General features: G+C 71.4%; 29 protein-coding genes. 21 read left to right on the forward strand and 8 right to left on the reverse strand.

Annotated features, from left to right (window positions below):
* Window positions 1-61 precede the first annotated feature (61 nt).
* The 5 genes from IM787_RS15830 to IM787_RS15850 all read left to right on the forward strand — a co-directional run bounded on the left by IM787_RS15830 (window position 62) and on the right by IM787_RS15850 (window position 4,545).
* Complete coding sequence (locus IM787_RS15830; protein WP_193677641.1) at window positions 62-1,003, forward strand: amidohydrolase family protein; 942 nt, start codon at window positions 62-64, stop codon at window positions 1,001-1,003.
* The gene (locus IM787_RS15835) at window positions 1,000-1,644 is read left to right on the forward strand and encodes a flavin reductase family protein (protein ID WP_193677642.1); all 645 of its coding nucleotides are present in this window, start codon (window positions 1,000-1,002) and stop codon (window positions 1,642-1,644) included. Before IM787_RS15830 ends, IM787_RS15835 begins: the two co-directional genes overlap by 4 nt.
* Entirely contained in the window at window positions 1,641-2,393 is a 753-nt protein-coding gene (locus IM787_RS15840; protein WP_193677643.1) for an HpcH/HpaI aldolase family protein, read from the forward strand. Before IM787_RS15835 ends, IM787_RS15840 begins: the two co-directional genes overlap by 4 nt.
* Complete coding sequence (locus tag IM787_RS15845) at window positions 2,390-3,238, forward strand: cupin domain-containing protein (RefSeq protein ID WP_193677644.1); 849 nt, start codon at window positions 2,390-2,392, stop codon at window positions 3,236-3,238. The genes IM787_RS15840 and IM787_RS15845 overlap by 4 nt, the downstream gene beginning before the upstream one ends.
* A 137-nt stretch (window positions 3,239-3,375) precedes the next feature.
* Window positions 3,376-4,545 carry a porin gene (locus tag IM787_RS15850; protein WP_193677645.1) on the forward strand — a complete coding sequence of 390 codons (1,170 nt, stop codon included), beginning with the start codon at window positions 3,376-3,378 and terminating at the stop codon, window positions 4,543-4,545.
* A 24-nt stretch (window positions 4,546-4,569) separates the two neighbouring features.
* On the opposite strand, the gene IM787_RS15855 is transcribed toward IM787_RS15850, so the two are convergent.
* Window positions 4,570-5,286: an alpha/beta fold hydrolase gene (locus tag IM787_RS15855; protein WP_193677646.1), complete on the reverse strand. Its 717-nt coding sequence runs from the start codon at window positions 5,284-5,286 to the stop codon at window positions 4,570-4,572.
* A 45-nt stretch (window positions 5,287-5,331) separates the two neighbouring features.
* Window positions 5,332-6,774, reverse strand: coding sequence for a DHA2 family efflux MFS transporter permease subunit (locus IM787_RS15860; RefSeq protein ID WP_193677647.1), 1,443 nt, complete (start codon window positions 6,772-6,774; stop codon window positions 5,332-5,334).
* Between the two features lie 172 nt (window positions 6,775-6,946).
* Here IM787_RS15860 and IM787_RS15865 point away from each other — a divergent pair, with 172 nt between their 5' ends.
* Entirely contained in the window at window positions 6,947-7,195 is a 249-nt protein-coding gene (locus IM787_RS15865) for a hypothetical protein (protein WP_193677648.1), read from the forward strand.
* Between the two features lie 28 nt (window positions 7,196-7,223).
* Here IM787_RS15865 and IM787_RS15870 read toward each other — a convergent pair whose 3' ends face one another.
* Window positions 7,224-8,063, reverse strand: a complete 840-nt coding sequence (locus tag IM787_RS15870) for an alpha/beta hydrolase-fold protein (protein ID WP_193677649.1) — start codon at window positions 8,061-8,063, stop codon at window positions 7,224-7,226.
* 107 nt (window positions 8,064-8,170) lie between these two features.
* On the opposite strand from IM787_RS15870, the gene IM787_RS15875 reads away from it, so the two are divergent.
* The gene (locus IM787_RS15875) at window positions 8,171-8,584 is read left to right on the forward strand and encodes a MerR family transcriptional regulator (RefSeq protein ID WP_193677650.1); all 414 of its coding nucleotides are present in this window, start codon (window positions 8,171-8,173) and stop codon (window positions 8,582-8,584) included.
* Here IM787_RS15875 and IM787_RS15880 read toward each other — a convergent pair.
* On the reverse strand, window positions 8,573-8,995 hold the full coding sequence (locus IM787_RS15880; RefSeq protein WP_193677651.1) for a nuclear transport factor 2 family protein: 423 nt from the start codon (window positions 8,993-8,995) through the stop codon (window positions 8,573-8,575). The genes IM787_RS15875 and IM787_RS15880 overlap by 12 nt on opposite strands.
* Window positions 8,996-9,162: 167 nt before the next feature.
* Here IM787_RS15880 and IM787_RS15885 point away from each other — a divergent pair, with 167 nt between their 5' ends.
* From IM787_RS15885 to IM787_RS15895, 3 genes are all read left to right on the forward strand, one after another.
* Window positions 9,163-9,339 carry a hypothetical protein gene (locus IM787_RS15885; RefSeq protein ID WP_193677652.1) on the forward strand — a complete coding sequence of 59 codons (177 nt, stop codon included), beginning with the start codon at window positions 9,163-9,165 and terminating at the stop codon, window positions 9,337-9,339.
* Window positions 9,340-9,405: 66 nt separating this feature from the next.
* On the forward strand, window positions 9,406-9,822 hold the full coding sequence (locus IM787_RS15890; protein ID WP_193677653.1) for a hypothetical protein: 417 nt from the start codon (window positions 9,406-9,408) through the stop codon (window positions 9,820-9,822).
* A gap of 51 nt (window positions 9,823-9,873) precedes the next feature.
* Window positions 9,874-10,710, forward strand: coding sequence for a 5'-3' exonuclease (locus tag IM787_RS15895; RefSeq protein ID WP_193677654.1), 837 nt, complete (start codon window positions 9,874-9,876; stop codon window positions 10,708-10,710).
* 13 nt (window positions 10,711-10,723) lie between these two features.
* Here the strand turns inward: IM787_RS15895 and IM787_RS15900 are convergent, their stop codons facing one another.
* Window positions 10,724-11,284 (reverse strand): hypothetical protein, encoded by a 561-nt coding sequence (locus IM787_RS15900; protein ID WP_193677655.1) that lies wholly within the window; start codon window positions 11,282-11,284, stop codon window positions 10,724-10,726.
* A gap of 194 nt (window positions 11,285-11,478) precedes the next feature.
* Between IM787_RS15900 and IM787_RS15905 the strand changes: the two genes are divergently transcribed.
* Window positions 11,479-11,937 (forward strand): carboxymuconolactone decarboxylase family protein, encoded by a 459-nt coding sequence (locus IM787_RS15905; protein ID WP_193677656.1) that lies wholly within the window; start codon window positions 11,479-11,481, stop codon window positions 11,935-11,937.
* Here the strand turns inward: IM787_RS15905 and IM787_RS15910 are convergent.
* Window positions 11,934-12,914 carry a LysR family transcriptional regulator gene (locus tag IM787_RS15910; protein WP_193677657.1) on the reverse strand — a complete coding sequence of 327 codons (981 nt, stop codon included), beginning with the start codon at window positions 12,912-12,914 and terminating at the stop codon, window positions 11,934-11,936. The genes IM787_RS15905 and IM787_RS15910 overlap by 4 nt on opposite strands.
* A 110-nt stretch (window positions 12,915-13,024) precedes the next feature.
* Here IM787_RS15910 and pcaD point away from each other — a divergent pair, with 110 nt between their 5' ends.
* From pcaD to IM787_RS15940, 6 genes are all read left to right on the forward strand, one after another.
* On the forward strand, window positions 13,025-13,831 hold the full coding sequence (gene pcaD, locus IM787_RS15915) for a 3-oxoadipate enol-lactonase (RefSeq protein ID WP_193677658.1): 807 nt from the start codon (window positions 13,025-13,027) through the stop codon (window positions 13,829-13,831).
* Window positions 13,832-13,877: 46 nt separating this feature from the next.
* Window positions 13,878-14,855 (forward strand): Bug family tripartite tricarboxylate transporter substrate binding protein, encoded by a 978-nt coding sequence (locus IM787_RS15920; RefSeq protein ID WP_193677659.1) that lies wholly within the window; start codon window positions 13,878-13,880, stop codon window positions 14,853-14,855.
* Window positions 14,852-15,748 (forward strand): amidohydrolase family protein, encoded by an 897-nt coding sequence (locus IM787_RS15925; RefSeq protein WP_193677660.1) that lies wholly within the window; start codon window positions 14,852-14,854, stop codon window positions 15,746-15,748. Before IM787_RS15920 ends, IM787_RS15925 begins: the two co-directional genes overlap by 4 nt.
* 76 nt (window positions 15,749-15,824) lie before the next feature.
* Complete coding sequence (locus tag IM787_RS15930; RefSeq protein ID WP_193677661.1) at window positions 15,825-16,706, forward strand: RNA polymerase sigma-70 factor; 882 nt, start codon at window positions 15,825-15,827, stop codon at window positions 16,704-16,706.
* Between the two features lie 186 nt (window positions 16,707-16,892).
* Window positions 16,893-18,842: a patatin-like phospholipase family protein gene (locus IM787_RS15935; RefSeq protein WP_193677662.1), complete on the forward strand. Its 1,950-nt coding sequence runs from the start codon at window positions 16,893-16,895 to the stop codon at window positions 18,840-18,842.
* Window positions 18,843-18,861: 19 nt separating this feature from the next.
* Window positions 18,862-19,527, forward strand: coding sequence for a response regulator transcription factor (locus IM787_RS15940; RefSeq protein ID WP_193677663.1), 666 nt, complete (start codon window positions 18,862-18,864; stop codon window positions 19,525-19,527).
* A gap of 21 nt (window positions 19,528-19,548) precedes the next feature.
* Here the strand turns inward: IM787_RS15940 and IM787_RS15945 are convergent, their stop codons facing one another.
* Window positions 19,549-21,339 carry an ATP-binding response regulator gene (locus tag IM787_RS15945; RefSeq protein ID WP_193677664.1) on the reverse strand — a complete coding sequence of 597 codons (1,791 nt, stop codon included), beginning with the start codon at window positions 21,337-21,339 and terminating at the stop codon, window positions 19,549-19,551.
* Window positions 21,340-21,448: 109 nt separating this feature from the next.
* On the opposite strand from IM787_RS15945, the gene IM787_RS15950 reads away from it, so the two are divergent.
* From IM787_RS15950 to IM787_RS15960, 3 genes are read left to right on the forward strand one after another with little or no spacing between them, the layout of a single operon-like run.
* Window positions 21,449-22,456, forward strand: a complete 1,008-nt coding sequence (locus IM787_RS15950) for an aldo/keto reductase (protein ID WP_193677665.1) — start codon at window positions 21,449-21,451, stop codon at window positions 22,454-22,456.
* A 21-nt stretch (window positions 22,457-22,477) separates the two neighbouring features.
* Window positions 22,478-23,674 (forward strand): CaiB/BaiF CoA transferase family protein, encoded by a 1,197-nt coding sequence (locus IM787_RS15955; RefSeq protein WP_193677666.1) that lies wholly within the window; start codon window positions 22,478-22,480, stop codon window positions 23,672-23,674.
* On the forward strand, window positions 23,671-24,468 hold the full coding sequence (locus IM787_RS15960; protein ID WP_193677667.1) for an enoyl-CoA hydratase: 798 nt from the start codon (window positions 23,671-23,673) through the stop codon (window positions 24,466-24,468). The genes IM787_RS15955 and IM787_RS15960 overlap by 4 nt, the downstream gene beginning before the upstream one ends.
* A 2-nt stretch (window positions 24,469-24,470) precedes the next feature.
* On the opposite strand, the gene IM787_RS15965 is transcribed toward IM787_RS15960, so the two are convergent.
* The gene (locus IM787_RS15965) at window positions 24,471-25,382 is read right to left on the reverse strand and encodes a DMT family transporter (protein ID WP_193677668.1); all 912 of its coding nucleotides are present in this window, start codon (window positions 25,380-25,382) and stop codon (window positions 24,471-24,473) included.
* 103 nt (window positions 25,383-25,485) lie between these two features.
* Between IM787_RS15965 and IM787_RS15970 the strand changes: the two genes are divergently transcribed.
* On the forward strand, window positions 25,486-25,848 hold the full coding sequence (locus IM787_RS15970; RefSeq protein ID WP_193677669.1) for a protocatechuate 4,5-dioxygenase subunit alpha: 363 nt from the start codon (window positions 25,486-25,488) through the stop codon (window positions 25,846-25,848).
* The last annotated feature ends 12 nt before the right edge of the window (window positions 25,849-25,860 follow it).

The following is a 25,860-nucleotide window of genomic DNA, read 5'->3' on the forward strand; positions in this document are numbered from 1 at the left end:
CGTCGCGGAATCCGCTGAATCTCGGCTTGGCGCCCGCGGTGGCGCTGGGGATGATCGACGGATGCCTTCGTCCCGTCCCCTGCTGTTCGACGCCCACGCGCACCTCGTCGCCCACGACCAGGTCCGCTATCCCCGCAACCCCATGCAGCGCGCGCCCGACGCGCCCTATCGCCCGCCCGGCGTGATCGGCCGCCCGGGCGGCCACCACGGCCCCAACCCGATCAACGAAGTGCCGGACGCCGAGCCGATGCTGCGGTGGATGCGGGAGGAGAACGTCGACGGTGCCGTCGCCGTGCAGAAGCGCATGGTCTACCGCTACGACAACAGCTACATCCTGGACTCTTCCGACAAGTACCCGGACGTCTTCTCCGCCGTCGTCATCCTCGATGCGGAAGACCCGGAGACCCCGGGAAAGGTGCGCGGCTGGATCCGCGAGCACGGCCTCGCGGGGCTGCGCCTGTTCGGCGGCCGCAAGCCCGATGGCAGCATGCCGTGGCTCAACTCGCCGCAGGCGCTCGAGAGCTGGAAGGTGATCGACGAAGCCGGCCTGGTGATGGACCTCGAGGTGCTGGCGCAGGGCGGCGGCGGCCCTTCGATCCCCGCGATCCTGGAACTGTCGGAACGCTACCCCAACGCCCGCATCGTGCTGGACCACCTGCTGGAGCCCGAGCTGCACGACGGCGAGCACTTCGGCCTGGACGCGCGCTGGGAGCAGCTCGCCGGCAAGCCGCGCATCTTCTTCAAGTTCACCTCCATCAACCTGGACCACTGCCGCGAGGAGGGCTTCCCGGCCAACAAGGTGCTGCGCCGCGCCGTCGACCTGTTCGGCGCGGACCACGTGATGTGGGGCTCCGACATCGGCACCTCCTCGGGCACCTACAAGGACATGGTGCAGCGGATGATCGACGCTTCCGACCTGCTGACGCACCGCGAGCAGCAGGCCGTCTGGCACGACACGGGCAAGCGCGTGTTCGTCAAAGGCGGCCACAGGGCGCACCGGTGAGCCACCGCTACACCGCCGTGCCGACGCAGGGCATGGACACGGCCACCGCCTACCGCCTGATCTGCGGCGTCGTGGTGCCGCGTCCCGTGGCCTGGATCACGACCGTCGACCGCGACGGCCGCGTCAACGCCGCGCCCTTCAGCTCCTACAACTACGTGGCGCACAGCCCGCCGATGGTGGCCGTCAACATCGGCACGCGCCAGGGCGTGCTGAAGGACACCGCGCGCAACATCCGCGAGACCGGCTGGTTCTGCGTCAACGTCGCGACCGAAGCCGTGATGGAAACCATGCACCTGTGCGGCGCCGACTACCCGCCGGAAGTGGGCGAGCCGGAGGCGCTGGGCATCGAACTGCTGCCCGGGACCGTCACCCCGGTGCCGCGGGTGGCGGCTTCCCCGATCCACATGGAGTGCAGGCTGGACCAGTCGGTGACGCTGGGACGCGGCCTCAACACGCTCTACATCGGCGAGGTCCTCGCCTTCCAGCTGTCCGACGCCGTCTACGACGGCCGCCACGTCGACAGCGTGAAGCTGCGGCCCATCGCCCGGCTGGGCGGCCCGTACTACGCGGCCCTCGGCGAGATCTTCCACCGTCCGGCGCTGCAGCGGCCGCCCGGCGAACCGGCCGCGGAGACGCCATGAGCTACAGCCTTCCCACCGGCGCCGGCCATCACGTCGGCACTTTCGTCAAGACGACGTCGCCCCAGGTCATCGAGATCCTCGGCGGCAGCGGGCTCGATTTCGCGGTGCTCGACGCGGAGCACGCACCCTACGACCGGGCCGCGCTGGACCTCGCGATGCTCGCCGGCCGCGCCGCGGGCCTGCCGCTGTTCGTGCGCGTCGAGGACCGCAGTGCCGCCAGCCTGCTGTCGGTGCTGGACATGGGCGCGGCCGGCGTGCTGGTGCCGCACGTGGACACCGAGCAGGATGCCCGCGAGGTGGTCGCGCATTGCCGCTACGCCGGCGGCGACCGCGGCTACTCCAGCTCGCCGCGCGCGGCCGGCTACGGCACCCTGGGCATGAAGCAGGCGATCGCGCAGGGCGACCGCAACGTCGTCGCCTGCCAGATCGAAAGCGTGCCGGCCGTCGAGAACGCCGCGCGCATCGCCGCCGTGCCGGGCGTGGCGGTCCTCTTCGTCGGCCGCGCCGACCTCGCGCTCTCCATGGGCCTGGACAACGCGCAGGAGCCGCGCGTGCTCGAGGCCGCGGAGCACGTGGTGCGCGTGGCCCTCGCCGCCGGCAAGGCCGCCGGCATGTTCGTCGGCAGCGTCGCGGAGCGCGAGAAGTACCGCGCCCTCGGCGTCCGCTGGTTCATCCAGGGTTCGGACCAGTCGCTGCTGCGCCAGGCGGCGCAGGCGGCCGCCCGCGCCCGTTCTCCGGAGTCCGCATGACCACCGTTTCCCCCCTTCGTCCCGCTTCCGTCGTGCGCTGGCACGACCAGGCCCCGCAACTGGAAGCCCCCGGCGCGCGCAGCTGGGTGGCGCGCGGCGCCAACTTCGTGGTAAGCCTCACCCAGGCGCAGGCCGGCGCGCGGCTGGAGCGCCGCGCGCAGCCCGACGAGTACATGGTGCTGCTGGTCGAGAGCGGCGCCACCATCCGCGCCGGCGCCGAGACCCTCGAGGCCGGCGCGGAGTCGGTGACCATCGTGCCGCCCGGGGACAGCGAGGTGGTCCTGCACGGCGCGGGGCAGGTCGTCCGCCTCTTCTCGCACCAGGCGGGCGACCTGCTGGCCGCGGCGGGCAACGCCGCCGACTACGCGCAGCCCGCGCCCGACGTCGCGCCCCTGGTGCCGTGGCCCACGCCCGCCGACGGCTTCAAGCTGCGCCACTACCCCCTGGCGCAGCACACGCAGGCGGACAGCAACATGCGCCTGTTCCGCAGCACCAACCTGATGCTGAACGTGATGACGCCCCGCATAGTCGCGCGCGACGTCGGCAAGCTCAGTCCGCACTCGCACGCCGACTTCGAACAGGGTTCGCTGTCCCTGCGCGGCACCTGGGTGCACCACCTGCGCTATCCGTGGGTACCGGACATGAAGGCCTGGCGTGACGACGAACACCCGGAGGTCGGCAGCCCCTCGCTCACCGTGATCCCGCCCAGGGTGGTCCACACCAGCCGCAACCTGAACGACGGCGGCGCGTGGCTCCTGGACATCTTCGCGCCGCCGCGGATGGACTTCTCCGCCAAGCCCGGCAAGGTCGCCAACGAGAAGGACTACCCGCTGCCGCCGCAGTGAAGGCGCGCGCCGAATTCCGGCGCGCGAAAAGCTCGCAAATACAGGCTGGGCCGGGGGCTTACCCGCAGAGCCACCGACGGGCTGCTCCAGAGAATCGCTCCCGTCGCAGACCACCCAACCTGAAGGAGAAGACACCCATGAAGAAATGCATCGCAGTGCTGGCCGCGTTCGCGTCGGCAGGCACCTTCGCGCAATCGCGCGTCAGCCTCTCGGGACTGCTGGACACCGCGGTGACCCACGTGCGGACGGAAGCGGGCGGGCGCACCGTCAGCAAGACCGGCATGTTCGGCTCCGGCTTCCAGTCGAACTTCCTGCGCTTCGACGGGCGCGAGGACCTCGGCGACGGCTGGTACTCGACCTTCCGGCTCGAGGCCGGCCTGAACACGGACTCCGGCCTGGGCATCGCTTCGAACAGCAACAACCAGCGCAGCGGCGCGGGCCCGGCCGCCTCGGCGATGACCTTCAACCGCTGGGCGTACGTGGGGCTGGGCAGCAACCGGTTCGGCGAGGTCCGCGTCGGCCGGGTCTACACGGCGGCCTTCGAGAACTTCACCCCGTACGACCCGTTCTTCACCAACGGCGTCGGAAGCAGCACGCCGGTCACGCTGCGCCTGGGCCTGCGCAACACGCAGACGGCCTTGAATGTGTCGAACGCGATCGAGTACCTCACCCCGGGTTACGGCCAGGGCTTCTTCGGCCGCGTGACGCTGGCGCTGGGCGAGAACCCGTCCGACGGCACGCTGGCTGCCGGCAATCCGCGGCACGCGGGGGACCATGGTGCCGTGCGCATCGGCTATGCGAGCGGACCGTGGTCGGTCGCCTTCAGCGCCGGCCTGACGCAGAACACGGCCGGCGCGATCGGCGCGGTCAACAACCAGGGCGACTACCTGAACACCAACCTGTCGGCGCGCTACGACTTCGGCTGGGTCCGCGTGCAGGGACAGTACGTGACCGAGTCCCTGGAGGGCGCCACCGCGGCCGGCGGCGGCCTGACGGGCAACCCGGCGCACGAGGCGAAGACGCGCAGCCTGCTGCTGGGAGCGATCTTCCCCGTCGGGCCGGGAAACTTCAAGGTGAGCTACATCCACGGCCGGCTCACCGACAACATCGGCAACCCCGCGGAAAAGGGACAGCTGATCGCCGTCGGCTACGACTACAACCTGTCCAAGCGCACCGCCATCTACACGGTGTTCAGCCACATCGACAACAACGCGGTGGGCAACTACGGGTTCCCGGCGCAGTACGTGACGACGGGCCGCGGCGAATCGAGCCAGGGCTTCTCGGTGGGGATGCGGCACATCTTCTGAGGCCGCGGCGCCGCCCGGCGTGGATCAGGCGAGCGCCCAGGAGCGCAGGGCGCCCGCCACCGCTCCGGGCTGCTCCATCGGCGCCATGTGGCCCGCGTGTTCGATCACGACGAGCTGCGAACGCGGCGCCAGCGCCCGCATCTCCTGGTGGCGCGCCAGCGGGCTCCATGCGTCCTCGCGGCCGCAAGCCAGCAGGGTGGGGCAGCGCAGCGTCGCCAGCACGTCCCGTGCATCGGGACGGGAAAGCAGGGCGCGGACCTGTGCCTCGAAGGCCTCCGGGTCGCTGCGTTCGATCATGCGCAGGATGGCTTCGAACACCGGCGTGCGGAGGTGGTCCGGGTGCACCATGCCCTGCGCCCAGCGTTCGCCCATCGCGCGCATGCCCTGGTCGCGCGCGAGCTGCACCAGCGCCCACCGCTGCCGCTCCTCCTCCGCGCCGGCTTCGCCCCCGGGTCGCGGCTGGAAGCCCGTGTCCAGCAGGGCGATGCGGTCGATCCGCTCCGGCGCCTGCCGCGCCATCTCCAATGCGATGCGCCCACCCATCGAATGGCCGGCCACGCGCAGGCCGCTGCCCGCCACCGACGCCAGCACGTGGGCCGCCATGGCCGGGATGGCGTCGAGGCGACCGTAGCCGGCGACCCTGCAGTCGATGCCCGGCAGCGCCGCGATGACGCCGGACCACGCGGCGGCGTCGCACAGCAGGCCGGGCAGCATCAGGACGGTGGCGGGCTCGGGTCGCATGCGGCAAGCATCGCACGACGCGCAGGGCGCCGTCGCGCAGCCGTGTCAGTGCATCGATCCCGCGGCCTGCGCCTGCGGCGCGGCGCCGGTCTCCCGCAGCGCCAGCCAGCCCAGCAGGCCGGTGCCGGCGGCGAAGGCCGCGCCGATGGCGAACGCCAGCTGGTAGCCGGCGTTGAGCGCGGCGGCGTCGACCGCACCAGCGGCGCCGGCGCCGGTCGTCCGGGCGGCAGCGATGCTCGCGAGCACCGCAAGCCCCAGCGCACCGCCCATCATGAAGGAGGTGTTCACCACGCCCGACGCCAGGCCGGAGTCCTGCGGCGAGACGTCGTTCATGGCGGCCAGCAGCATGGGGTTGAAGGCGATGCCCGCGCCGATGCCGAGCAGCACCATGGCCGGCAGCACGTCGAGCACGAAGGTGCCGTCGACCGGCGCCCGCGCGAACAGCGCGAGTCCCAGCGCCGCGATCCAGAGGCCGACGGCCAGCGGGCCGCGGATGCCCCAGCGCATCACGATGCGCGCCGACGCGCCGAGCGACATGAACGCCATGATCAGGTTGCCGGGGAGGAAGGCCAGGCCGACCTGCAGTGGGGTGTAGCCCAGGACCAGCTGCATGTACAGCGCGGACATGAAGAACCACGCGAACATGGCCGCCGCCCACAGCACGCCGGCCACGTTCGCCGTGGCGAGGTTGCGGTGGCGGAAGAGGCCCAGCGGCACCAGCGGTTGCGCCACGCGCCGTTCGATGGCGAGGAAGAGGGCGAACAGGGCGACCGCGGCGCCGAGCAGGCCGAGGGTCCGGGTGGACCGCCAGCCGGCCTCGTTGCCGTTGACGACCGCGTACACCGCCAGCAGCAGCGCCGCCGTGATGGTGATCGCACCGCCCCAGTCGAGGGACTGCCTGGCGCTGCGCTCCCCCGGCGCGATCAGCGCGCGGCACAGCAAGGCCACGGCGATGCCGATCGGCAGGTTGACCAGGAAGATCCAGTGCCAGCTGAGGAAGCTGGTGAGCACGCCGCCCAGCAGCACGCCCACGCTGCCGCCGCCCGCGCACACGAAACCATAGACCCCCATGGCCCGGGCCCGCTCGCCGGGTTCGGTGAACAGGTTCATGATGAGGGAGAGCGCCACGGCCGACACCACGGCGGCGCCGAGCCCCTGGATGGCCCGTGCCGCCACCAGCAGCCCCTGCGTGTTCGCCAGTCCGCAGGCCAGCGATGCCGCCGTGAACAGCGCCAGTCCGGCGAGGAAGGTGCGGCGATGGCCGAACAGGTCGCCCAGCCGGCCGCCCAGGAGCAGGAAGCCGCCGAAGGTGAGCATGTAGGCGTTGACCACCCACACCAGCCCCGTTTCGGTGAACTTCAGGTCGGTGCGGATGGAGGGCAGGGCGACGTTCACGATCGTCGTGTCCAGCACGATCATCAGCACGCCCAGGCACAGGACGTACAGCGCCCACCAGCGCCTGTTCCGGCCGGTTTCTTCGTTCTTCATTGTTGTTGCCTTTCTGCGTGGATCCGCGATGCCCCGGAGGGCTCCTCCCCCATGACGAACGGGGCGGACCGGAATCGACAAGCCGCGCATTGTGCCCATGTGATGCCCGGTTACCCGTGTTGCATGCCCGGTGTTGCATTGCAGCGCTGCGCGACTTCTACTCGGTGCACCGATGAGGAACAGCAACAAGCAAGATGCGCGTGCCCGGGCCGACGACAAGGACCGCAGCACCCGCGCGGGCGAGTCCAGTTCGCTGCTGCAACGGCTGATGCAGAAGATCGCAGGGGCCGGCGAACCGGAGCGCGGGGACGGCCGTGCCCGCCCGCTCGAGCCGGCGGGACGCCGCAGCGGCAAGGGCGCCGAGAGCGTGGCGCCTTACCTGGACGAGAAGCGCAACACCCAGCCCGGTCCGCTGGAATGAGCGGCGCCGCCGGGCACCTGCTCGGCGCCTAGGGCGCGAAGCGCGCCAGGGCCTCCTCGAAGGCGGGCAGGTCGGCCCCGACGTGCGTCGTCGCGTACTGTGCTTTCACCAGGGTCAGGCCGGCGTGCGCGTGGGCAGTCATCTGCGCATGCAGCGGGTCGACGACGGCGGTGCCGTTGAAGCCGGGCGCGCCCGCGAGGAAGAGGGTGGCGGGGGCGGGGCGACCGGAAGCATCCAGTTGCTTTTCGAACTCCAGGAACCCTGCCGTGTTGCCGTGGCCGCCAAAGCTGGCCTCGGTCGACAGGTAGTGCGAGAAGCTCGGGGTTCCGGCGGAGGCTTCCAGCACCAGCGCCGCCACCACGAAGTAGCCGCCGTGCGACAGGCCCGAGAGCATCCGTTTCGCCGCATCGGCCCGGTACTGCCGCTCGATCTGCGGCGCCAGGTCCTTCGCGATGAAGTCGAGGTAGTGCGCCGCGCCCGGCAGCAGGAAGTCCGTGTTGCGGCGGGCGGTGCCGTGGATGCCGACCAGGATGGCCTGGGTGCCCCGGCGCTGCATGACGCCCTTGAAGGCGTCGAAACGCGATTGCTGCCCGTTCGCCCCGTACATCGCGTCGGCCTCGGTCACGTAGATGGCTGGCAGCCGGGTGCTGCCGGCGGCATAGGATGCGGGCAGGAAGGTCTGGACGGTATAGACCTGGCCGCTGGCGGTGGCCTTCACCGTGGAGAAGACCACCTCGCCGCCGACCCCGCCGGGAGCCCCGGCGTCCGGGGCTTCATCCCCGCCGCCGCCTCCGCCGCCGCAGGAGGAAAGCCCCGCGGACAGGGCGAGCAGGAAGGCGAGCAGGGTCCGGCGGCGCGTGGGGATCAAGGCGGGTTCTCCGTCGTGGGTCGGCCGTGGGCATGCTACAGGACAGGGTCCTGGAAGCACAGCCGTCCGTTGGGAGGGCGCCGCACCGCAGTATCCTTTCGCCACCGATGGCCGCCGAACCCCAGCGCCTCCGCCCCGACACCACGCCGACACTGCGCATCGGCGAGCTCGCGCGCCTGTCCGGCCGCAGCGTGCACACGATCCGGTGGTACGAAGCGCAACGCCTGATGCCGGGCGCCGCCCGTGACGCCGCGGGCCGCCGGATGTTCAGCCAGGCGCATGTCGAGTGGCTGGGGCTGATCGACCGCCTGCGCACCTCCGGCATGAGCATCCGCGACATGCAGGCCTACGCGCGGCTGATGCGCCAGGGCAAGGGGACGCTCGCCGAATGCCGCGCGCTGTTGCTGGCGCACCGCGAGAAGGTGCGCCAGCGCGCCGACGACCTGCAGCAGGCCGCCGCGCTGCTGGATCGCAAGATCGCGCTGTACGACGACTGGCTGTCCCGCCGCTCAGGCGGCTGAGGGCGGCTCCAGCACGTCGGCCACCAGCTGCGTGTCCATGTACTCCACCAGTTCGTGCAGCAGGCCGTCGTCGCCGAAGCGGCAGACGTAGCAGTACGTGTTGTCGTACGCCTTGCCCTTGCGGGTCATGACATGGCCGCGGCATTCCACCACCACCACGTTCCCTTCCGCGATGAAGCGCGTGGCGGTGTTGGTGTAGGTGCCGGTGAACTGCCGGAAGAGGGGCTGGAACAGGCGTTCCCGGACGGTGTCGCGCCCTTCGTAGCGCCCGCTCCAGGCATTGCGGCCGGGCAGGATCCAGGTGAAGTCCTCGGCCAGGGCCTCGCCGAACGGCCGCCGGTCGCCCCGCTCGAGTGCGGCCATGATGGCCTGCATCCGGGCCTTGTGCGGATTGCTTTCGTCTGCATGCATGGGTTCTCCTTGGAAAGAACCGCGATTGCACCGGCTAGAGCGCACTCGAAGTCAAGCGCCGGAAATCGGCGGGTAGGCCGGCGCCTACGCCGGCTCGTAGCGCCCGCCCACCGCACGCGGCCGGGGCCGCGGCCGAACATGGCTTTCCCTGCACCGAAGGAGACGCCATGCCGACCGAGATCAATCGAGGCCGAGAGGCCGACAACGACCCCACCCGCCACGAGGATGCGCCGATCCCATCCGCCTCCGACGACGAAGTGCTGGACGAGACGGTGCGCCTGGCCCGCGAAGGCCGCAAGGAAAGGGACGCCGACCCCCGGGAACCGAAATCCACGAAAGAGTGAACACCGTTCAGGTTCGGTTCATCTGAGCCGGCAGATCATGGAGGCACCTTCACCAAGGAGCCCTCCATGAACCGCTTCGCCAAACCCCTCCTGGTCGCCGTCGCCGCCTTCGGCGCGCTGGCCGCCACGTCCGCGGCGCAAGCCCGCTCGGACATCCACGTGTCGATCGGCGTGCAGCCGCCGGTGCGCTACGTGCAGCCGGCCCCCGTGTACGTTCAGCCGCAGCCGGTGTACGTGCAGCCGAGGCCTGTCTACGTGCAGCCGCAGCCGGTGTACCACGGCCATGGCCATGGCTACGGCCGGGGTCGCGGTGGCCCGTGGGGCGACGGGGATCGCGACGGCGTGCCGAACCTGTACGACCGCGACTCGCGCTTCTACGACCACGACGCCGCCCGCCACGCGCGCCGCGCGCATCGCGACGCGGACCGCGACGGCGTGCCGAACCGCTACGACAACGCCCCGCACAACCCCTACTACCGCTAAGCTCGCGGGAGCGGGCGCCGCCGGGGTCGCGGCGCCCCGTCCTCCCCACGCATGGTCATCGACCTCATCGACGGCACGTACGAGCTGTTCCGCCACTTCCACGGGCTGCGGCGCTTCACCAAGGGCGAAGACCGTCCGTACGGCGCCGTCGCCGGCGTGCTGAACGGCGTGCTGCAGATGGTGGAGGGCGGCGCCACCCACCTCGGCGTGGCGACCGACCACGTGATCGAGTCCTTCCGCAACGCTTTGTGGGCCGGCTACAAGACCGGCGCCGGCATCGAGCCCGCCTTGCGGGCGCAGTTCCACCCGCTCGAGGAAGGCCTGGCGCTCATGGGCGTGGCCGTGTGGCCGATGACCGAGCTGGAGGCCGACGACGCGCTCGCCTCGGCGGCGCACCTGGCGGACCGCGACGCGCGGGTCGAGAAGGTGCTGGTCTGGACGCCGGACAAGGACCTGGCGCAGTGCGTGCGCGGCGACCGCGTGCTGCAGGTGGACCGAAAAGGCAAGAAGATCCGCGCCGAGAGCGACATCCGCGCGAAGTTCGGCGTGGTGCCGGCACTGATCCCGGACTTCCTCGCGCTGGTCGGCGACGCGGCGGACGGTTATCCGGGCATCGAAGGGATCGGGCGCGTCGGCGCGGCGCGGCTCCTGAACCAGCACGGGCCGATCGAGGCTTTTCCGCCCCAGGTGCTGGCCGGACGGCGCGAGGAGGCCCTGTTGTTCAAGACGCTGGCCACGCTGCGCACCGACGCCAGCCTGTTCCAGGACGTGGAGGAGCTGCGCTGGCGCGGGCCGAAGCGCGGCTTCCGGCCGTGGGCCGAGTCCATCGGCGCTCCCGGGCTGGCGGAACGCTGCCTGAAGGCGCAGTCGAAGCTGGAAGGCGCCTGAGGAAGAACCCGGCCTAGGGCTTGGCCGCGCCTTCGGGCAGCTTGCAGTTCTTCTGCAGGAAAAGGCCGACCAGGTGGTCGTTGCGGGCCTGGGCGTGGGCCAGCTGCTCCTGCACCTGGGCCACGCGCTGGTAGGACGCCGTCATCTTGGCCGTGCCGTCCTGCATCGCGGACATCTGCGACGACATGGCGGCTTGCGCGGCCATGCCGCTGATCAGGCTGCCGCCGGGGATCATGCCGAGCAGGCCGGATGCCATCGGCATGGCCATGCTGCCGGAGGCGCGCGACATCATCGCCTGCTGCGCCTGGTTGGCTTCCGCCTGGGCGACATCGGACGCGGCGCGGTGCCGGACCATCGCTTCCTCCAGGCTGCGCGACTCCGCATGGATCTGCTCGCAGGTGAGCGAGCCGTCGGTGATCTTGCGCACGCCCGCGGGCGGCGCCATGGGTGCCATCGGCATGGCGGGCAGGGGCAGGTCCGCGTCGTCGGCCCCCATGGCGGGCATCACCTGCGCATGGGCGGGAACGAGGAGGGCGGCGGCAAGGAGCGCCCCGGCGGCAAAGCGGTACTTCATGGCATCTCGCGGTGGGACGAAGCGGCCGAGTATCGGCCGGGGTGGGAAGGGGCCCAATGAACGATTTCACGGAAGCGCTCCGGCCGGCCGGGCGCCGGCGGGGACGTGACTGCGGTCACAAATGCGGCCGCCGGCGCGTCTAAGGGGGACGGACGCGCGGTCCGGCGCCTTTTCCCGTTTCCAAAGGAGATCCCATGAACCCCCGCATCGACTTCCATGCCGCCGCTCCCAAGGCCGCGCGTGCCCTTGGCCAGCTTTCCCACGCCGCCGGCAGTGCGCTGGACAAGCGCCTGAAGGAACTGGTGAACCTGCGCATCAGCCAGATCAACGGCTGCGCCTTCTGCATCGACATGCACTGGGCCGACCTGCTCCAGCAGGGCGTGGACGCGCGGCACGTGAACGCCGTGGCCGGCTGGCGCGAGGCGCACCGCTTCTTCGACGCCCGCGACCGCGCCGCGTTCGCCTGGGCCGAAGCCGTCAATGCCGTGCCGCATCGCACGCCCACGGACGCCGAGTTCGAGGCGGTGAAGCAGCACTTCAGCGAGGCGGAGATCGCCGACCTGAGCTTCAGCGTGGTCGCGATCCGCGGCTGGAACATGCTCAATGCGAGCTTCCACATGCCCGTGCCCGAGACACCCTACGTGGCAGGCTAGCCCGGCGCGACGAGCTCCCGCGCCGCCGCCTTGACGCACTCCCGCAGCACGGCCAGCTGCGGCAGGGCCCGGGCGTGCCGGCGCGTGACGATCGCGTAGGGCGGTGGCGAGATGCGCAGCGGCGACTCGACGACCGCGAGGCGCCGGCGCCAGGCGGGCCGCGCGAGCTCCGTGCGCGGCGCCACGGTGAGCAGCCCCGCGGACGCGGCGATGCCCATCATGTTCAGGATGCCGCGGCACTCCACTGCCGGCACCAGGGGCGGGCGCCCGAGGTCGAACACCGCGGTGTCGACGAGGGTGCGGATGTGCGAGCTGGCATGCGGCAGGACCCATGGTCCCGCGAGCACGGCATCGAGCGTCGCGCGCGGCCTGCCCTGCAGCGCATGGCCCTTGCCGGCCACGACGGACATCGGCTCCACGCCGAGGAAGTCCGCCTCCAGGTCCACCGCGCGGGCCAGCAGGGCACGGTCGGCGCTCCCGAGCAGGGCGTCGAGCCGCCCCGCGGCGAGTTCGTCGACCAGGGTGTCCAGCGTGCCCTCGCGCACGTCGACCACCGTGCCGGGCAGCTGTTCCCGCAGCGCCGCCAGCAGCTGCGGGAGCAGGGCGCTGATCAGGTAGGGCGAGGCGCCCAGCCGCAGCCGCCCGCCGCCGGACGCGGCGCGCACGGCGGCGTCGCGCGCCTGGCCCATCTCCTCGATCGCGACCCGGGCGCGCGCGACCACGCCGTGCGCCGCCGGCGTCAGGGTGGCGCCCGTGCGAGCGCGCTTGACCAGCCGCACGCCGAAGGCATGTTCCAGGTCGTCGACCAGCACCACCGCCGCCGGCTGCGCGATGCCCAGTTCGACGGCCGCGCGGCGCAGCGACCCGAGCCGTTCAAGGGCGTCGAGCAGCTGCAGGTGGCGCAGCCGCAGGCGGCCGAACGCGGCCGGCAGGGATGGCGGCGTGCCGGGGGCGGACGCGGTTCGGGAGGCGGGCAAGCGGGCTTTCCTGGGTGAAACGGAATCCGTTTCAGCTGCACCGGATTCTATGGCTACCCTGATCGCCCCCGGCCTCCTAGACTGGCCCGTCCGACCACAGGAACTGCCGCATGAAGACTGCCCAGGCCAACGGAGCCCGGATCGCCTACCGCATCGATGGACCGGAGGGTGCGCCGGCCGTGATGCTGTCCAACAGCCTGATGTCCACCCACGCGATGTGGGACCCGCAGGTCGCCGCCCTGACGGAACGCTTCCGCGTGCTGCGCTACGACACGCGCGGCCACGGCCGGTCCGAGGTGACGCCGGGCCCGTACACCATCGAACTGCTCGCGGACGACGCGGCCGCGCTGGTCGAGGCGACCGGCCTGGGCGCCGTGCATTTCGTCGGCCTGTCCATGGGCGGCATGATCGGCCAGCAGCTGGCGGTGCGGCATCCGCGCCGCGTGCTGTCCCTGTCCTTGTGCGACACGGCCAGCGAGATGCCGCCGCGGTCGATGTGGGAGGGGCGCTTCGAGACCGCCCGCAGGCAGGGCATCGCCGGGCTGGTGGACAGCACCATCCAGCGCTGGTTCGTGCCGTCCTTCATCGCGCGGGAGCCGGACGCGATCGCGTGGGTGCGCAGCATGATCCTGGAGACCACGCCCGAGGGCTACATCGCCTGCGCCAGCGCGGTGCGCGACATGTCGCAGACGCACATCCTGCGGCAGATCCGCGTGCCGACGCAGGTGATCGTGGGCCGCGACGACCCGGCCTGCACGCTGGCGGCCTCGCAGCTGCTGCACGCCGAGATCGCCGGATCCACGCTGCACGTCATCGACGATGCGGCGCACCTGTCGAACATCGAGAAGCCGGAGCAGTTCACCCGGCTGCTGCTGGACTTCCTCACCGCGCAGGCCGCCGCCGCCCCGCCACGCTGAGCCTCCGGCCGGTCCGCACGCACGAAACACAAGCAAGGAGACAAACATGGAACGTCGAAGCTGGGTGCTGCGGGTGGCGGCGCTGGCGGCCTTTGCCGCACTTTCCGCCGGCCCCGCGGCCGCGCAGGCCTGGCCCACCAAGCCCGTGAAGCTGGTGGTGCCGCTCACGCCCGGCTCGGGTGCGGACATCGTCGCCCGCATCCTGGGGCGCAAGCTGCAGGACCTGTGGGGCCAGCCCGTGGTGGTGGACAACAAGCCGGGCGCGGGCGGCCAGATCGGCACCCGCGAGGTGGTGCGGGCAGACCCCGACGGCCACACGCTGCTGGTGCAGAGCGCCTCGCACGCGGCCAACGTCGCCATGTACAAGTCGCTGCCGTACGACCCGCTGAAGGACCTGGTGGACGTGGCGCTGCTCGCCAAGACGCCCTACGTCATGGTCGCGTCGGCGACCGGACCGTACAAGTCGGTCAAGGAGGTGGTGGAGCGCGCGAAGGTCCGCCAACCCGGCGTCTTCTTCGCCTCGGCCGGCGTCGGCACCTCGACCCACCTGACGGCGGAACTGTTCGCCGACAAGGCCGGCGTGCAGATGACGCACGTGCCCTTCAAGGGCTCGCCGGACGCGATCAACGACGTCGCCGGCGGCAACAGCGCGTTCTACATGGCGCCGCTGCCCACGGTGGCGGGCATGCTGAAGGACGGGCGGCTGGTGCCGATCGGGGTCACCTCGGGCAAGCGCGTCGCCAGCCTGCCGCAGGTGCCGACGATCGCCGAGTCCGGGTATCCCGGCTTCGAGGCGGAACTCTGGGTCGGCCTCTGGGCACCGGCGGGCGTGCCGCCGGCCGTGCTGGAGAAGCTGGCCGCCGACGTGGCGAAGGCGCTGCAGTCGCCCGAGGTCGTCGAGCAGTTCGCCAAGGGCGGCAACGAGCCCGGCACGCTGGGCCCTGCCGCCTTCGCGAAGTTCGTGCGCAGCGAGGTGGAGACCAACCGCTCGCTGGTGCGCAAGGCCAACATCCCGGTGCAGTGAGCCGCCACGACGCGCTGGCGCCGCCCTGCGCACCGCCCGACTTCGCCGTGCGCCCGCCGCGCCTGTCCCTGCCGCCGCTCTCCTGCGACTGCCATGCGCACGTGATCGGGCCCGCGCGGCAGTACCCCTTCATTCCCGAGCGGGTCTACACGCCGCCCGACTGCCTGCCCGACGACTACGAGCGCATGCGCGCGGTGCTGGGACTGCAGCGGGCCGTGCTGGTCCAGCCCAGCGTCTACGGCAGCGACAACCGGCTGCTGCTCGATGCGCTGGCGCAGGATCCGGTCCACATGCGCGGGGTCGCCGTGTTGCCGGCCGACGTGGCCGATGGAGACCTGGAGCGCCTGCACGCCGCCGGCGTGCGCGGCCTGCGCGTGAACCTGGTCGACCGGCACGATGCCGGCGGTCCCTTGCCGATGGACCGGCTGGCGCGGCTCGCCCGCCGCATCTCGCCCCTGGGCTGGCACCTCGAACTGCTGGTCCACGCCGACCAGCATGCCGGCGAACTGCCGCGGCTGGCGGACCTCGGCGTGCCCGTGGTGCTGGGCCACTTCGGCTACCTGGCGATCGGCGCCGGGCCGGAGCATGCCGGTTTCCAGGCCTTGCTGCGCCTGCTGGCGGGGGGCAGCGTGTGGGTCAAGCTGACCGGCCCCTACCGGCTCACCCGCCAGCCCCTGCCGTACCCCGACTGCGATGCCCTGGCGCAGGCCCTGCGCGAGACCGCGCCGCAGCGCCTGCTGTGGGGCTCGGACTGGCCGCACGTGATGCTGAAGGGGCGCATGCCCAACGACGCCGACCTGGTCGACCTGCTGGAGCGCTGGCTGCCCGGCGCGGACCTGCGGGAGCAGGTGCTGGTGCGCAACCCGCAGGCGCTCTACGGCTTCGGCGACTGAGGCGGATGGGTCCGCCGGCCCTGTCACGGAACGGAGGGCACGTCCGTCTGGGAGTCATAGACTCCCGATGCGCCGCATGACTTCGTCCACCGCTCCCACACCTTCCGCCACCTTCCAGGCCCTGCGCCCACGCCTGTTCGGCATCGCCTACCGCATGCTCGGGGTGCGCGCGGATGCCGAGGACGTGCTGCAGGACGCCTGGCTGCGCTGGCGCGACGCCGACCATGGCGCCTTGCAGTCGGCGGAGGCCTGGCTGGTCACGGTGGTCACGCGCCTGGCCATCGACCGCCTGCGCGCGCTGCGCGCCGAACGCGAGGCCTACGTCGGCAACTGGCTGCCCGAGCCGCTGGTCGAAGCGGACGAACGCACGCCCGAGTCGCTGGCCGAGCTCGCCAGCGACGTCTCGGTGGCCTTCCTGCACGTGCTGGAGCGGCTGGCGCCCGAGGAGCGCGCCGCCTTCCTGCTGCGGCAGGTGTTCGACTACGACTACGACGAGATCGCCGGCATGCTGGGCAAGCGCGGGACAGCCGTGCGGCAGATGGTGCACCGGGCGGCCGAGCGCGTGCGGCAGGAGCGGCCGCGGTTCGAGGTGCCGCCCGAGATCCATCGCGACCTGCTGCAGAAGTTCATGCTGGCGGCCCGGAGCGGCGAGCGGGCCGCGATCCGGGCGCTGCTGGCCGACGACGTGCTCACCATCGGCGATGGCGGAGGCAAGGTGCCTTCGGTGGCCGGCGGACTGCGCGGCGGCGAGCGCGTCACCAACCTGTACTGGGCGCACGCGCTGCGGCTGGGCTCCCGGCTGCAGTACCGGATCGCGACCATCAACGGCGAGCCCGGGCTGCTGCGCTTCATCGACGGCCGGCTGGAGTCGGCCAATGCGGTCGTCACCGATGGCTCCCGCATCGTGGCGATCTACGCGGTGCGCAACCCGGACAAGCTGGAGAACGTGCGGGCCTGATCCCGTCGCGACGGCGACAGCCGCGCGGCGCGAAGGAATTCACGCCCGCGGGCTCCGCGTGCGGCGGCACGTGACTGGAGTCACTCCGGCGCGGCATGGCCGCAGGGAATACTCCCGGGCTTGGCGGCGATCTGCGGATCGCCGCAGTTTTTCCCCCTGATCCCCGCAGTCCCACGAGAGGAATCCATGCACGTCGCCACCGGCGCACCGCTGCTCCATGCCCACCGGGAAATGCTGATGGACGGCCTGAAAAGGGTCTTCGGCGATTTCGACGACACGATGCTCGAGCGGGTGCTGCCCATGCTGGAATGGGTCCAGATCGGCGGCGGCGAGGCCCTGCTGGAACAGGGCAGCCAGGACGAGAGCCTGTACTTCGTGATCAGCGGCCGGCTGCGCGCGGTGGCCACGGCCGCCGATGGCACCCGGACGGTGCTCGGCGAGGTGGCGCGCGGCGAAACCGTGGGCGAGATGGCGTTCTTCACCCGCGAGCCGCGCACGGCCACCGTCGTCGCCGTGCGTGAAAGCGTGCTGGTGCGGTTCTCGCGGGACGCGTTCCGCGAGGTGCTGCTGGCGTATCCGCTGGTGTCGCTGAACATGTCGCGGCTGGTGATCGAGCGCCTGAAGCGGGCTTCGGTCGGCACGGCCGTCGCGCGGCCGGTGGCCATCGGCATTGCCGCGATCTCCGCCGACGCGCATGCGCTGGGCGTGGCGTCCATGCTGCAGGAGGTGCTCGCCCCGGCGGGCCGCTGCGTGGTGATCGATTCGGCCTGGATCGACCAGCGCCTGGGCGCCGGCTCGGCCTGCGTGCCCACCACCGACGCCGCGGCCTCGCGCCGCATCGCCCACCTGCTGGAACAGGTGGAGTCCGAGCACGAGTTCGTGCTTTTCGTGGCCGACGCGGCGGCGACGGGCTGGACGCGCCGCTGCCTGCGCCATTGCGACGAGGTCATCCTGGTGGCGGACGCCGACGCGCCGGTGGAACGGCACCCGATCGAGCGGGAGTGCCTGCCGCAGGGCGACAGCGGGCGCGGCGAGATCCAGCAGACGCTGCTGCTGCTGCACGACGATGCGAAGCTGTCGCCGTGCGGCACCGGACGCTGGCTGGCCGGCCGCACGATCGCGCGCCATCTCCACGTCCGCCGCGGGCGCCTCAAGGACTGGCAGCGCGTGGGGCGCATCCTCAGCGGCACGGCGGTCGGGCTGGTGCTCTCCGGCGGCGGCGCGCGCGGCTTCGCGCACCTGGGCGTGCTGTGCGCGCTGGAGGAGCAGGGCATCGAGGTCGACATGGTCGGCGGGACCAGCATCGGCGCCGTGATGGGCGCCTTCGCGGCGATGGACCTGCCCTCGGCGGACGTGGTGCAGCGCGCCCGCTCGGCCTTCCGCTCCAATCCCACGCGCGACTTCAATCCGGTGCCGCTGCTGTCGCTGATCGGCGGGGCCCGGCTGAAGCACGTCATCGACCAGGCGGTCGCCGAGTCCTGCGGCCGCGACGCCGGCATCGAGGATCTCTGGAAGCCGTTCTTCTGCGTCAGCAGCAACTATTCCGCCGCGCGGGAAGCCGTGCACGTGCGGGGCCCGCTGGCGCGCTCCATCCGCGCCAGCGTCTCCATCCCGGGCGCGCTGCCACCCGTGATCCTGGGCGGCGAGCTGCACATCGACGGCGGCACCTTCAACAACTTCCCCGCGGACGTGATGCGCCGCATGGGTGCGGCGCGCATCGTCGGCGTGAACCTGCTGCGCGACCGCAACGTGCGCTACGAGCTCGAGGAGATCCCCGGGCCGTTCTCGCTGCTGCGCGACAAGCTGCTCGGGCGCCGGCACCGGCTGCCCTCCATCACCTCGCTGCTGCTCAACGCCAGCATGATGAACAGCTACGCGCGCCAGAAGGAAGTGCAGGCGCTGGTGGACCTGTACTTCGCGCCCGACGTGCACCGCTATGGCATGCTGGAGTGGGGCGCCTTCGACAAGGTGGTGCAGGCCGGCTATGCGCACGCGCAGCAGGTGCTCGCCGAGGCGCCGCCCGCGCAGCTGGCGTCGTTCCCCTCCGGACGCCGTCCCGCGGAAGCCCGGCCCCTGCCGCGCGCGCAGGTGTCGCCCCCGGCCAACGATGCCGGTCCGCTGGCGCATGCCGCATGAAGCGGTTTAATCTCGGCGCATGAAGGAGGAGGACGATTTCACCGTGCGGGCCCTGCCGGGGACCCGCCGCACCATCCTCGTGGTCGACGACCACGAGCTGGTGCGCATCGGCATGCGCATCACCATCCGCGAGCGCTTCGGCGACCGTTTCGCCGTCACCGAGGCGGCAACGCTGGAGGACGCGCTCGTGTTCCTCAACGCCCATGCCGGCGAGACCGCGCTGCTGCTGCTGGACCTGCAGCTGGACGACAGCCGCGGCCTCACGGGCCTGCACGTCATGCGCCGGTCCTTCCCGGACCTGCCGGTCGTGATCGTCTCGGGCTCCGACGACCCGCGCATCCGCAGCGAAGCCGCCCTGCACGGCGCGGCGGCCTACGTGCCCAAGGACGGCGGGCCGGGCGGCGTGACGCGGCTGATGGAGACGATCGCCTCCATCGCGGCGGGCGAGCCGCGCCCGGCCGCACCGGCCGTGCCGGCGCGCCACGCCGCGGGCCGCGCCGCGGGACTGCGCCTGACGGACCGCCAGGTCCAGGTGCTGGAGCTGGTGCTGGCCGGCTACGACAACCGCGCCATCGCGGAGGAAACCGGGCTCGCCGTCGGCACGGTGAAGAACTGCGTCTCCGCCGTGTTCCTGGCCTTCAACGTCAGCTCGCGCGCCGAACTCATCGCGATGTTCGCGAGCTGAGCCCGCCCGGCGAGGCGGCGGTCATTCCGCCAGCGCGTCGAGCAGCTGCGGCGCACGCACCGGCTTGTAGAGGCAGGGCACCCCGCTCGCGCGGATGGCCGTGATGCGCTGCGGCGCGGTCTCGCCCGTCACCAGCAGGGTGCGGATCTGCGGCGATTGCGAGCGCAACGCCACCAGGAAATCCAGGCCGCTGCGTTCGCCGGGCAGGCGGAAGTCGGCGATCACGGCCTGCACGGTCTCGTGCCGCAGGATGTCCTCGGCCTGGGGCAGGCTGCCGGCCGTGCTGACGGCGCAGCCATGCGACGCCAGCCAGGTGGCCATGGCCTGGCGGCTGTCGACCTCGTCGTCGATCACCAGCACGTGCTTCGGCAGCTTGTCCGCGGACGGTTCCCGGGCGGCCTCCGGCCGGGCGGCGTCGGGCGCCTGCAGCGCCGGCGCGGTGGATTGCGGCACGCGCACGGTGAAGCGCGTGCCCCGGCCGGGACGGGAAGCCAGGGTGACCGGATGCACCAGCAGTTCCGACAGGCGCCGGACGATCGACAGGCCGATGCCGAGGCCCATGCGGCGGTCGCGCTGCGCGTTCCCCACCTGGTAGAACTCGTCGAAGATCCGCGCGTGCTGGTCGGGCGGGATGCCGATGCCCGTGTCGAGGATCTCGAAGCAGACCTGCATCGGGTGCGTCGAGGGGGCGACGCGCGCGGCCACGAGCACCCCGCCCGAGGCCGTGTACTTGATGGCGTTGTCCACGAGGTTGGCCAGCAGGCGTTCCAGCAGCAGCCGGTCGCTGAGGACGGCCAGGGGGCCGGGGGCGCGCATCCGCAGGTGCAGTCCCTTTTCCTGCGCGCGCCCCTCGAACGTGTTCTGGAGCGAGACGAACAGCTCGTGCACGGGCACCACCTCGAAGGCCGGCTGCACCGCCCCGGCGTCGAGGCGCGAGACGTCGAGCATGGCGTCGAGCGAATGGGCCAGCGCCTGGACCGAGTTGGACAGCTGGCCCACCGTCTGGGCCTCGCCGTCGGCCAGCCGGGCCCGCTCCAGCGACGAGATGAAGAGCGAGATCGCGTGCAGCGGCTGCCGCAGGTCGTGGCTGGCGGCGGCGAAGAAGCGGGTCTTCTCGCGATTGGCGGCCTCGAACAGCTCCACCTGGTGGGCCAGCCGCCGCGCCAGGTCTTCCTTCTCGAAGCGCACCACCAGCGACTCCTGCAGCAGGTCGGCCTGCTGGAAGGCCCAGCCGAGCGTGACCACCACGAACAACGCGCCGCACGAAGCGATCAGCCAGCCCACGGGACCGCCGAACGACGCGCACGCGCTGACCATCCCGATGCCGGCGGGGATGCTGAAGGCGGCGATCGCCTGGCGATGCGTCGTGACGATCATCGACCCGATGGAAACGGCACCGACGACGAACAGCGCGTTGAGCGTCAGGTAGGCGACGTCGCCGTGCGGGTCCAGCATCCACGGCGCCAGGCCCCACATCGCGCCGAGCAGGAAGATGTCCTCCGTCCGCCGCCGCAGCACGGCGGGGATGTCGGCATCGCGGATGCCCTCGTCCCGGTCCAGCTTCATGCGGCGCACGAAGCACCAGCCGCAGGCCAGCACGAACAGCAGCGCCCAGGCGAGCGGGGCGAAGGAGTTCCAGGTCTGGTGGAACACCACCGCCAGCGGGATGGCGAAGGGGACCGGGGACAGCAGGCGGAACGGGTCGGTCTTCTGCAGCAGCAGGTGCACCTGCACCCGTTGCACCGCGAGCGGCAAGGTCGACGCCGGGGGGCCTGCGAGCAGGTGGCGGACGGCGGCTAGGCTGGACGGCATGGGACCTCGGCGTTCGGGGGCAACCGGTGAGTATCTGGCATGGCCGAGTCACATCTCCCGGAATCATTTCACGGTCCACCGCGCTTGGGCCGGATGCCAGAATAGGACCATGCACCAGAGAAAACTCGGTCCCTTCACGGTCAGCGCCATCGGCCTGGGCTGCATGAACCTCAGCCACGCCTACGGGACGCCGCCCCCGGCGGAGCAGGGGGAAAAGGTCCTGCGCGCCGCGCTCGATGCCGGCGTGACGCTGTTCGACACCGCCGCCCTGTACGGCTTTGGTTCCAACGAAAAGCTGGTCGGGCCCGTGCTGAAGTCCCGCCGCGGCGAGATCACCCTGTGCAGCAAGGGCGGCATGGCCGGCGTGACCGGCGACGACGGCGCAATGAAGCGCGTGATCGACGGCCGCCCGGAAGCCATCGTCCGCAACTGCGAGGACAGCCTGCGCCGCCTCCAGACGGACGTGATCGACCTCTACTACCTCCACCGCTGGGACAAGAAGGTGCCGATCGAGGACAGCGTCGGCGCGATGAGCCGGCTGGTGGAGCAGGGCAAGGTGCGGACGATCGGGCTGTCCGAAGTGTCGGCGCCGACGATCCGCAAGGCGCACCGGGTGCATCCCCTCACCGCGGTGCAGACCGAGTACTCGCTGTGGACGCGCAACCCCGAGATCGCCGTGATCGACGCCTGCCGCGAACTCGGCATCGCCTTCGTGGCCTTCAGCCCGGTGGCGCGCGGCTTCCTCTGCGACGCGGTGCCGGACGTCGCCACGCTGGATGCGAAAGACATCCGCAAGTCGATGCCGCGCTTCGCCCCGGAGCACCACGCGCGCAACCTGAAGCTGCTGCCGCCGTACCGAGCGCTGGCACGCGAGGCGGGCTGCACGCCCGCGCAACTGGCGCTGGCCTGGCTGCTGCACAAGGGCGGCGACATCCTCCCGATCCCGGGCACGACGAGCGTCGAGCACCTGCGCGAGGATCTCGCGGCGGCCGACGTGAAGCTGGACGCCGGCCTGGTCGCGCGGCTGGAGGACCTGGTCAACGAGAGGACGGTGTCCGGCAACCGCTACGGGGAACAGGCCAACCGCGAAGTCGACACCGAGACCTTCCCCGCCTGAGCGACGAGAGGAACACAGCCCATGCCCCTGCCCCTGGAAGGCGTCCGCGTCCTCGACCTCACCAACGTGATGGCCGGTCCCTACTGCAGCATGGTGCTGGGCGACCTGGGCGCCGAGGTGGTGAAGATCGAGAGCCTGGAAGGCGACACCACGCGCAGCTTCGAGCCGAAGGTGAACGACGAGTCGTACTGCTTCGCCGTCCTGAACCGCAACAAGAGGAGCCTTTCGGCCGACCTGAAGTCCGCGCAGGGCCGGGAGATCGTCCTGCGGCTGGCGGCACGCAGCGACATCGTGCTGGAGAATTTCCGTCCCGGCGTGGTGAAGAAGCTGGGCATCGACCACGAGGCCTTGCGGCAGGTGAACCCCGGGCTCATCTACGCGTCGATGTCGGGCTTCGGGCAGACCGGGCCGTATGGCCGCAAGGGCGGCTTCGACATCATCGCGCAGGGCATGTCCGGGATCATGATGATGACCGGCCACCCCGGCGGACGTCCCGCCAAGGTCGGCATCGCGATGAACGACATCGCGTGCGGCGTCACCACGCTGTACGGCATCCTGGGCGCCTACATCGGCAAGCTGCGCCACGGGACCGGGCAGTACCTCGAATCCTCGCTGCTGGAAGCGGGCCTGGCCTGGAGCATCTGGGAGTTCGGCGCGTACTTCGGGAGCGGCGAGCAGCCGACCGCCACCGGCACGCGCCACCGCCGCTCCGCGCCGTACCAGGCCTTCCGCTCCGGCGACGGCTACGTCACCGTCGGTGCCAGCGGCGAGAAGCTCTGGCGCGCCTTCGCGCTGCAGGTGTGCGAAAAGCCGGAGTGGGTGGAGGACGCGCGCTTTCGCACCAACGCGCTGCGCGTGCGCAACGTCGATGCCCTGGAGGCGGAGGTCGAGCAGGTGCTGGGCTGCCACCCCACCGCGTACTGGGTCGAGCGGCTCGATGCGGCGGGCGTCCCGGGCGGGCCGGTCTACACCTTCGACCAGGCGCTGGCCGACCCGCAGGTGAAGGCGCGCCGGATGGTAGTCGACATGGAGCACCCCCGCATCGGCCCCATGAAGATGCTGGGGCTGCCGGTCAAGTCCGACGGCGCCCTCACGGAGATCCGCCAGCCGGCACCGCTGCTCGGCCAGCACACCCGCGAGGTGTTGCGGGAGCTGGGCTTCCAGGACTCCGAAGCGGCGGCCATGCTCGCCGCCGGCGTGGTGAAGGCCCAGGCATGACGGCGCTCGGCACGGACAAGATGCTCGCGCACAAGGAAGGCGCGATCGGCTGGATCACCTTCAACAACCCGGGCCGGCACAACGCGGTGGCGCTGGAGATGTGGCAAGGCCTGCACGATGCGGTCGCCGCGTTCGCGCAGGACGACGAGGTGCGGGTGCTGGTGCTGCGCGGCGCGGGCGGGAAGGCCTTCGTTTCCGGCGCTGACATCTCCGAGTTCGAGGACCGGCGTTCCAGCACGCGCACCATCGCGGACTACGACGCGATCGCCGCGCGGGCCAGCACCGCGCTGCGCGAGGTGAACAAGCCGACGGTGGCGATGATCCGCGGCTACTGCGTCGGTGCCGGCGTGGCGCTGGCGCTGAACTGCGACCTGCGGATGGCGGCCGACGACGCGAGGTTCGCGGTGCCCGCAGCGAAACTGGGGCTCGGCTACGAATTCGAGGGCGTGCGCCGCCTGGTGCAGGTGGTGGGCCCGGCGTTCGCGCAGGAGATCTTCTTCACGGCGCGGCAGTTCAGCGCGGCGGAAGCGCTGGCGATGGGACTGGTCAACCGCGTGGTGCCGGCCGACGGCCTGGAGGACTTCGTGCGCGACCACGCCGCGATGATCGCCGGCAACGCGCCGCTGACCGTCGCTTCGATCAAGACGCTGGTGGCCCAGGCCCTGAAGGACGAGGCCGACCGGGACCCGGCGCTGTGCCGCGAGGTGGTGGCGCGCTGCTTCGCCAGCGCCGACTACGTCGAAGGCCGGCGGGCCTTCATGGAAAAGCGCAAGCCGGTGTTCCGCGGCCGCTAGCCTCAGTCCTGGATCGGCTCCAGCTCCGGCCGCGGCCGGCTGCGCTCGTCGTGCAGCACGTACAGCCCCGCACCCACCAGCAGCGCGATGCCGGCCCAGGCGATGCCGTTCGGCACGTCGCCCCAGACGAGGTACCCCAGCACGAGCGCGAACAGCAGCCCCGTGTAGCGGAAGGGCGCGACGAGGCTCATCTCGCCGCCCCGCATGCTGACGGTGAGCAGGAAGTAGCCGCCGCTCAGGAACACGCTGGCCGTCGCGAGCAACGCGAGTTGCTGCCAGGTGACCGGCTTCCAGTCGGTGAACAGGCTCCACACGCCGGCCAGCAGCGTCACGGCGACCGCGGTGCTGACGGTGACCAGGATGGAGGGAATGGACCTGTCGATCACCCGCGTCATCAGGTCGCGGCTGGCGTGCAGCAGCGTGCCGCCCAGGCACAGCAGCGCGTACGCGTTGAACGCGGCGCCGGTCGGCTGCACCACCAGCAGCACGCCCGCGAAGCCGGTGAGGATCGCCAGCCAGCGGGCCGCGCCGACCCGTTCCTGGAAGGCCAGCACCGCGAACAGCGTGATGAACAGGGGCGTTGCCATGTTGATCGCGGTGGCGTTTCCGATCGGCAGGTGGAACAGCGAGGTCAGGTAGGTGACGGTGGCGAAGGCGTCGAACGCCGCCCGCGCCACGACCTTGCGGTCGGCCAGGGAGCGCAGCTGGCCCAGGGTCCCCATGCCGTGGGCGATGGCCAGCAGCAGGAGCGTGGCGAAGACCCCCCGCAGGAAGATCAGCTGGCTGGCGGGCAGCGACTGGCTCACGAACTTGACCAAGGCGTCGTTGCTGACGAAGCTGGCCATGCCGGCCGACATCGCGAGCACGCCGCGCCGGTTGGCCGCGCGCAGCGCGTCGTGGGAAGAAGGGGTCATCGGCGGCGATCTTAAGGTGGGCGCCGGCCGCGAAGCTGTTCCTTGACTTTCGTCAGCCGCGCGGCCGCGGCAGTTGGCCATACTCCCGCGCAAGGAGCCCCGCATGCAGCAGCGACCCATCCCCGGCACCATCCTCTTCGACGGCGCGCAGGCCATGAAGGGCTATGCGCTCAACCGCATGTGCTTCTCGTTCAACGACGCCGTCAACCGGGCCGCGTTCAAGGCGGACGAGGAGGCCTACATGCAGCACTACGCGCTGTCGCCCGGACAGGCCGATGCCATCCGGCGGCGCGACGTGCTGGGGCTGCTGGCGGCGGGCGGCAACGTCTACTACCTCGCCAAGTTCGCCGGCATCCTCGGCCTGGACGTGCAGGACCTCGGTGCCGCGCAGACCGGCCTGACCAAGGCGGAATTCAAGGAGCGGCTGCTGCGCCACCAGACGCAGCCAGCCGCGGCCCACCCCTGAAGGAGACGCCAG

This window comes from Ramlibacter pallidus (assembly GCF_015070875.1).
GTDB classification, from domain to species: Bacteria; Pseudomonadota; Gammaproteobacteria; order Burkholderiales; family Burkholderiaceae_C; genus Ramlibacter; species Ramlibacter pallidus.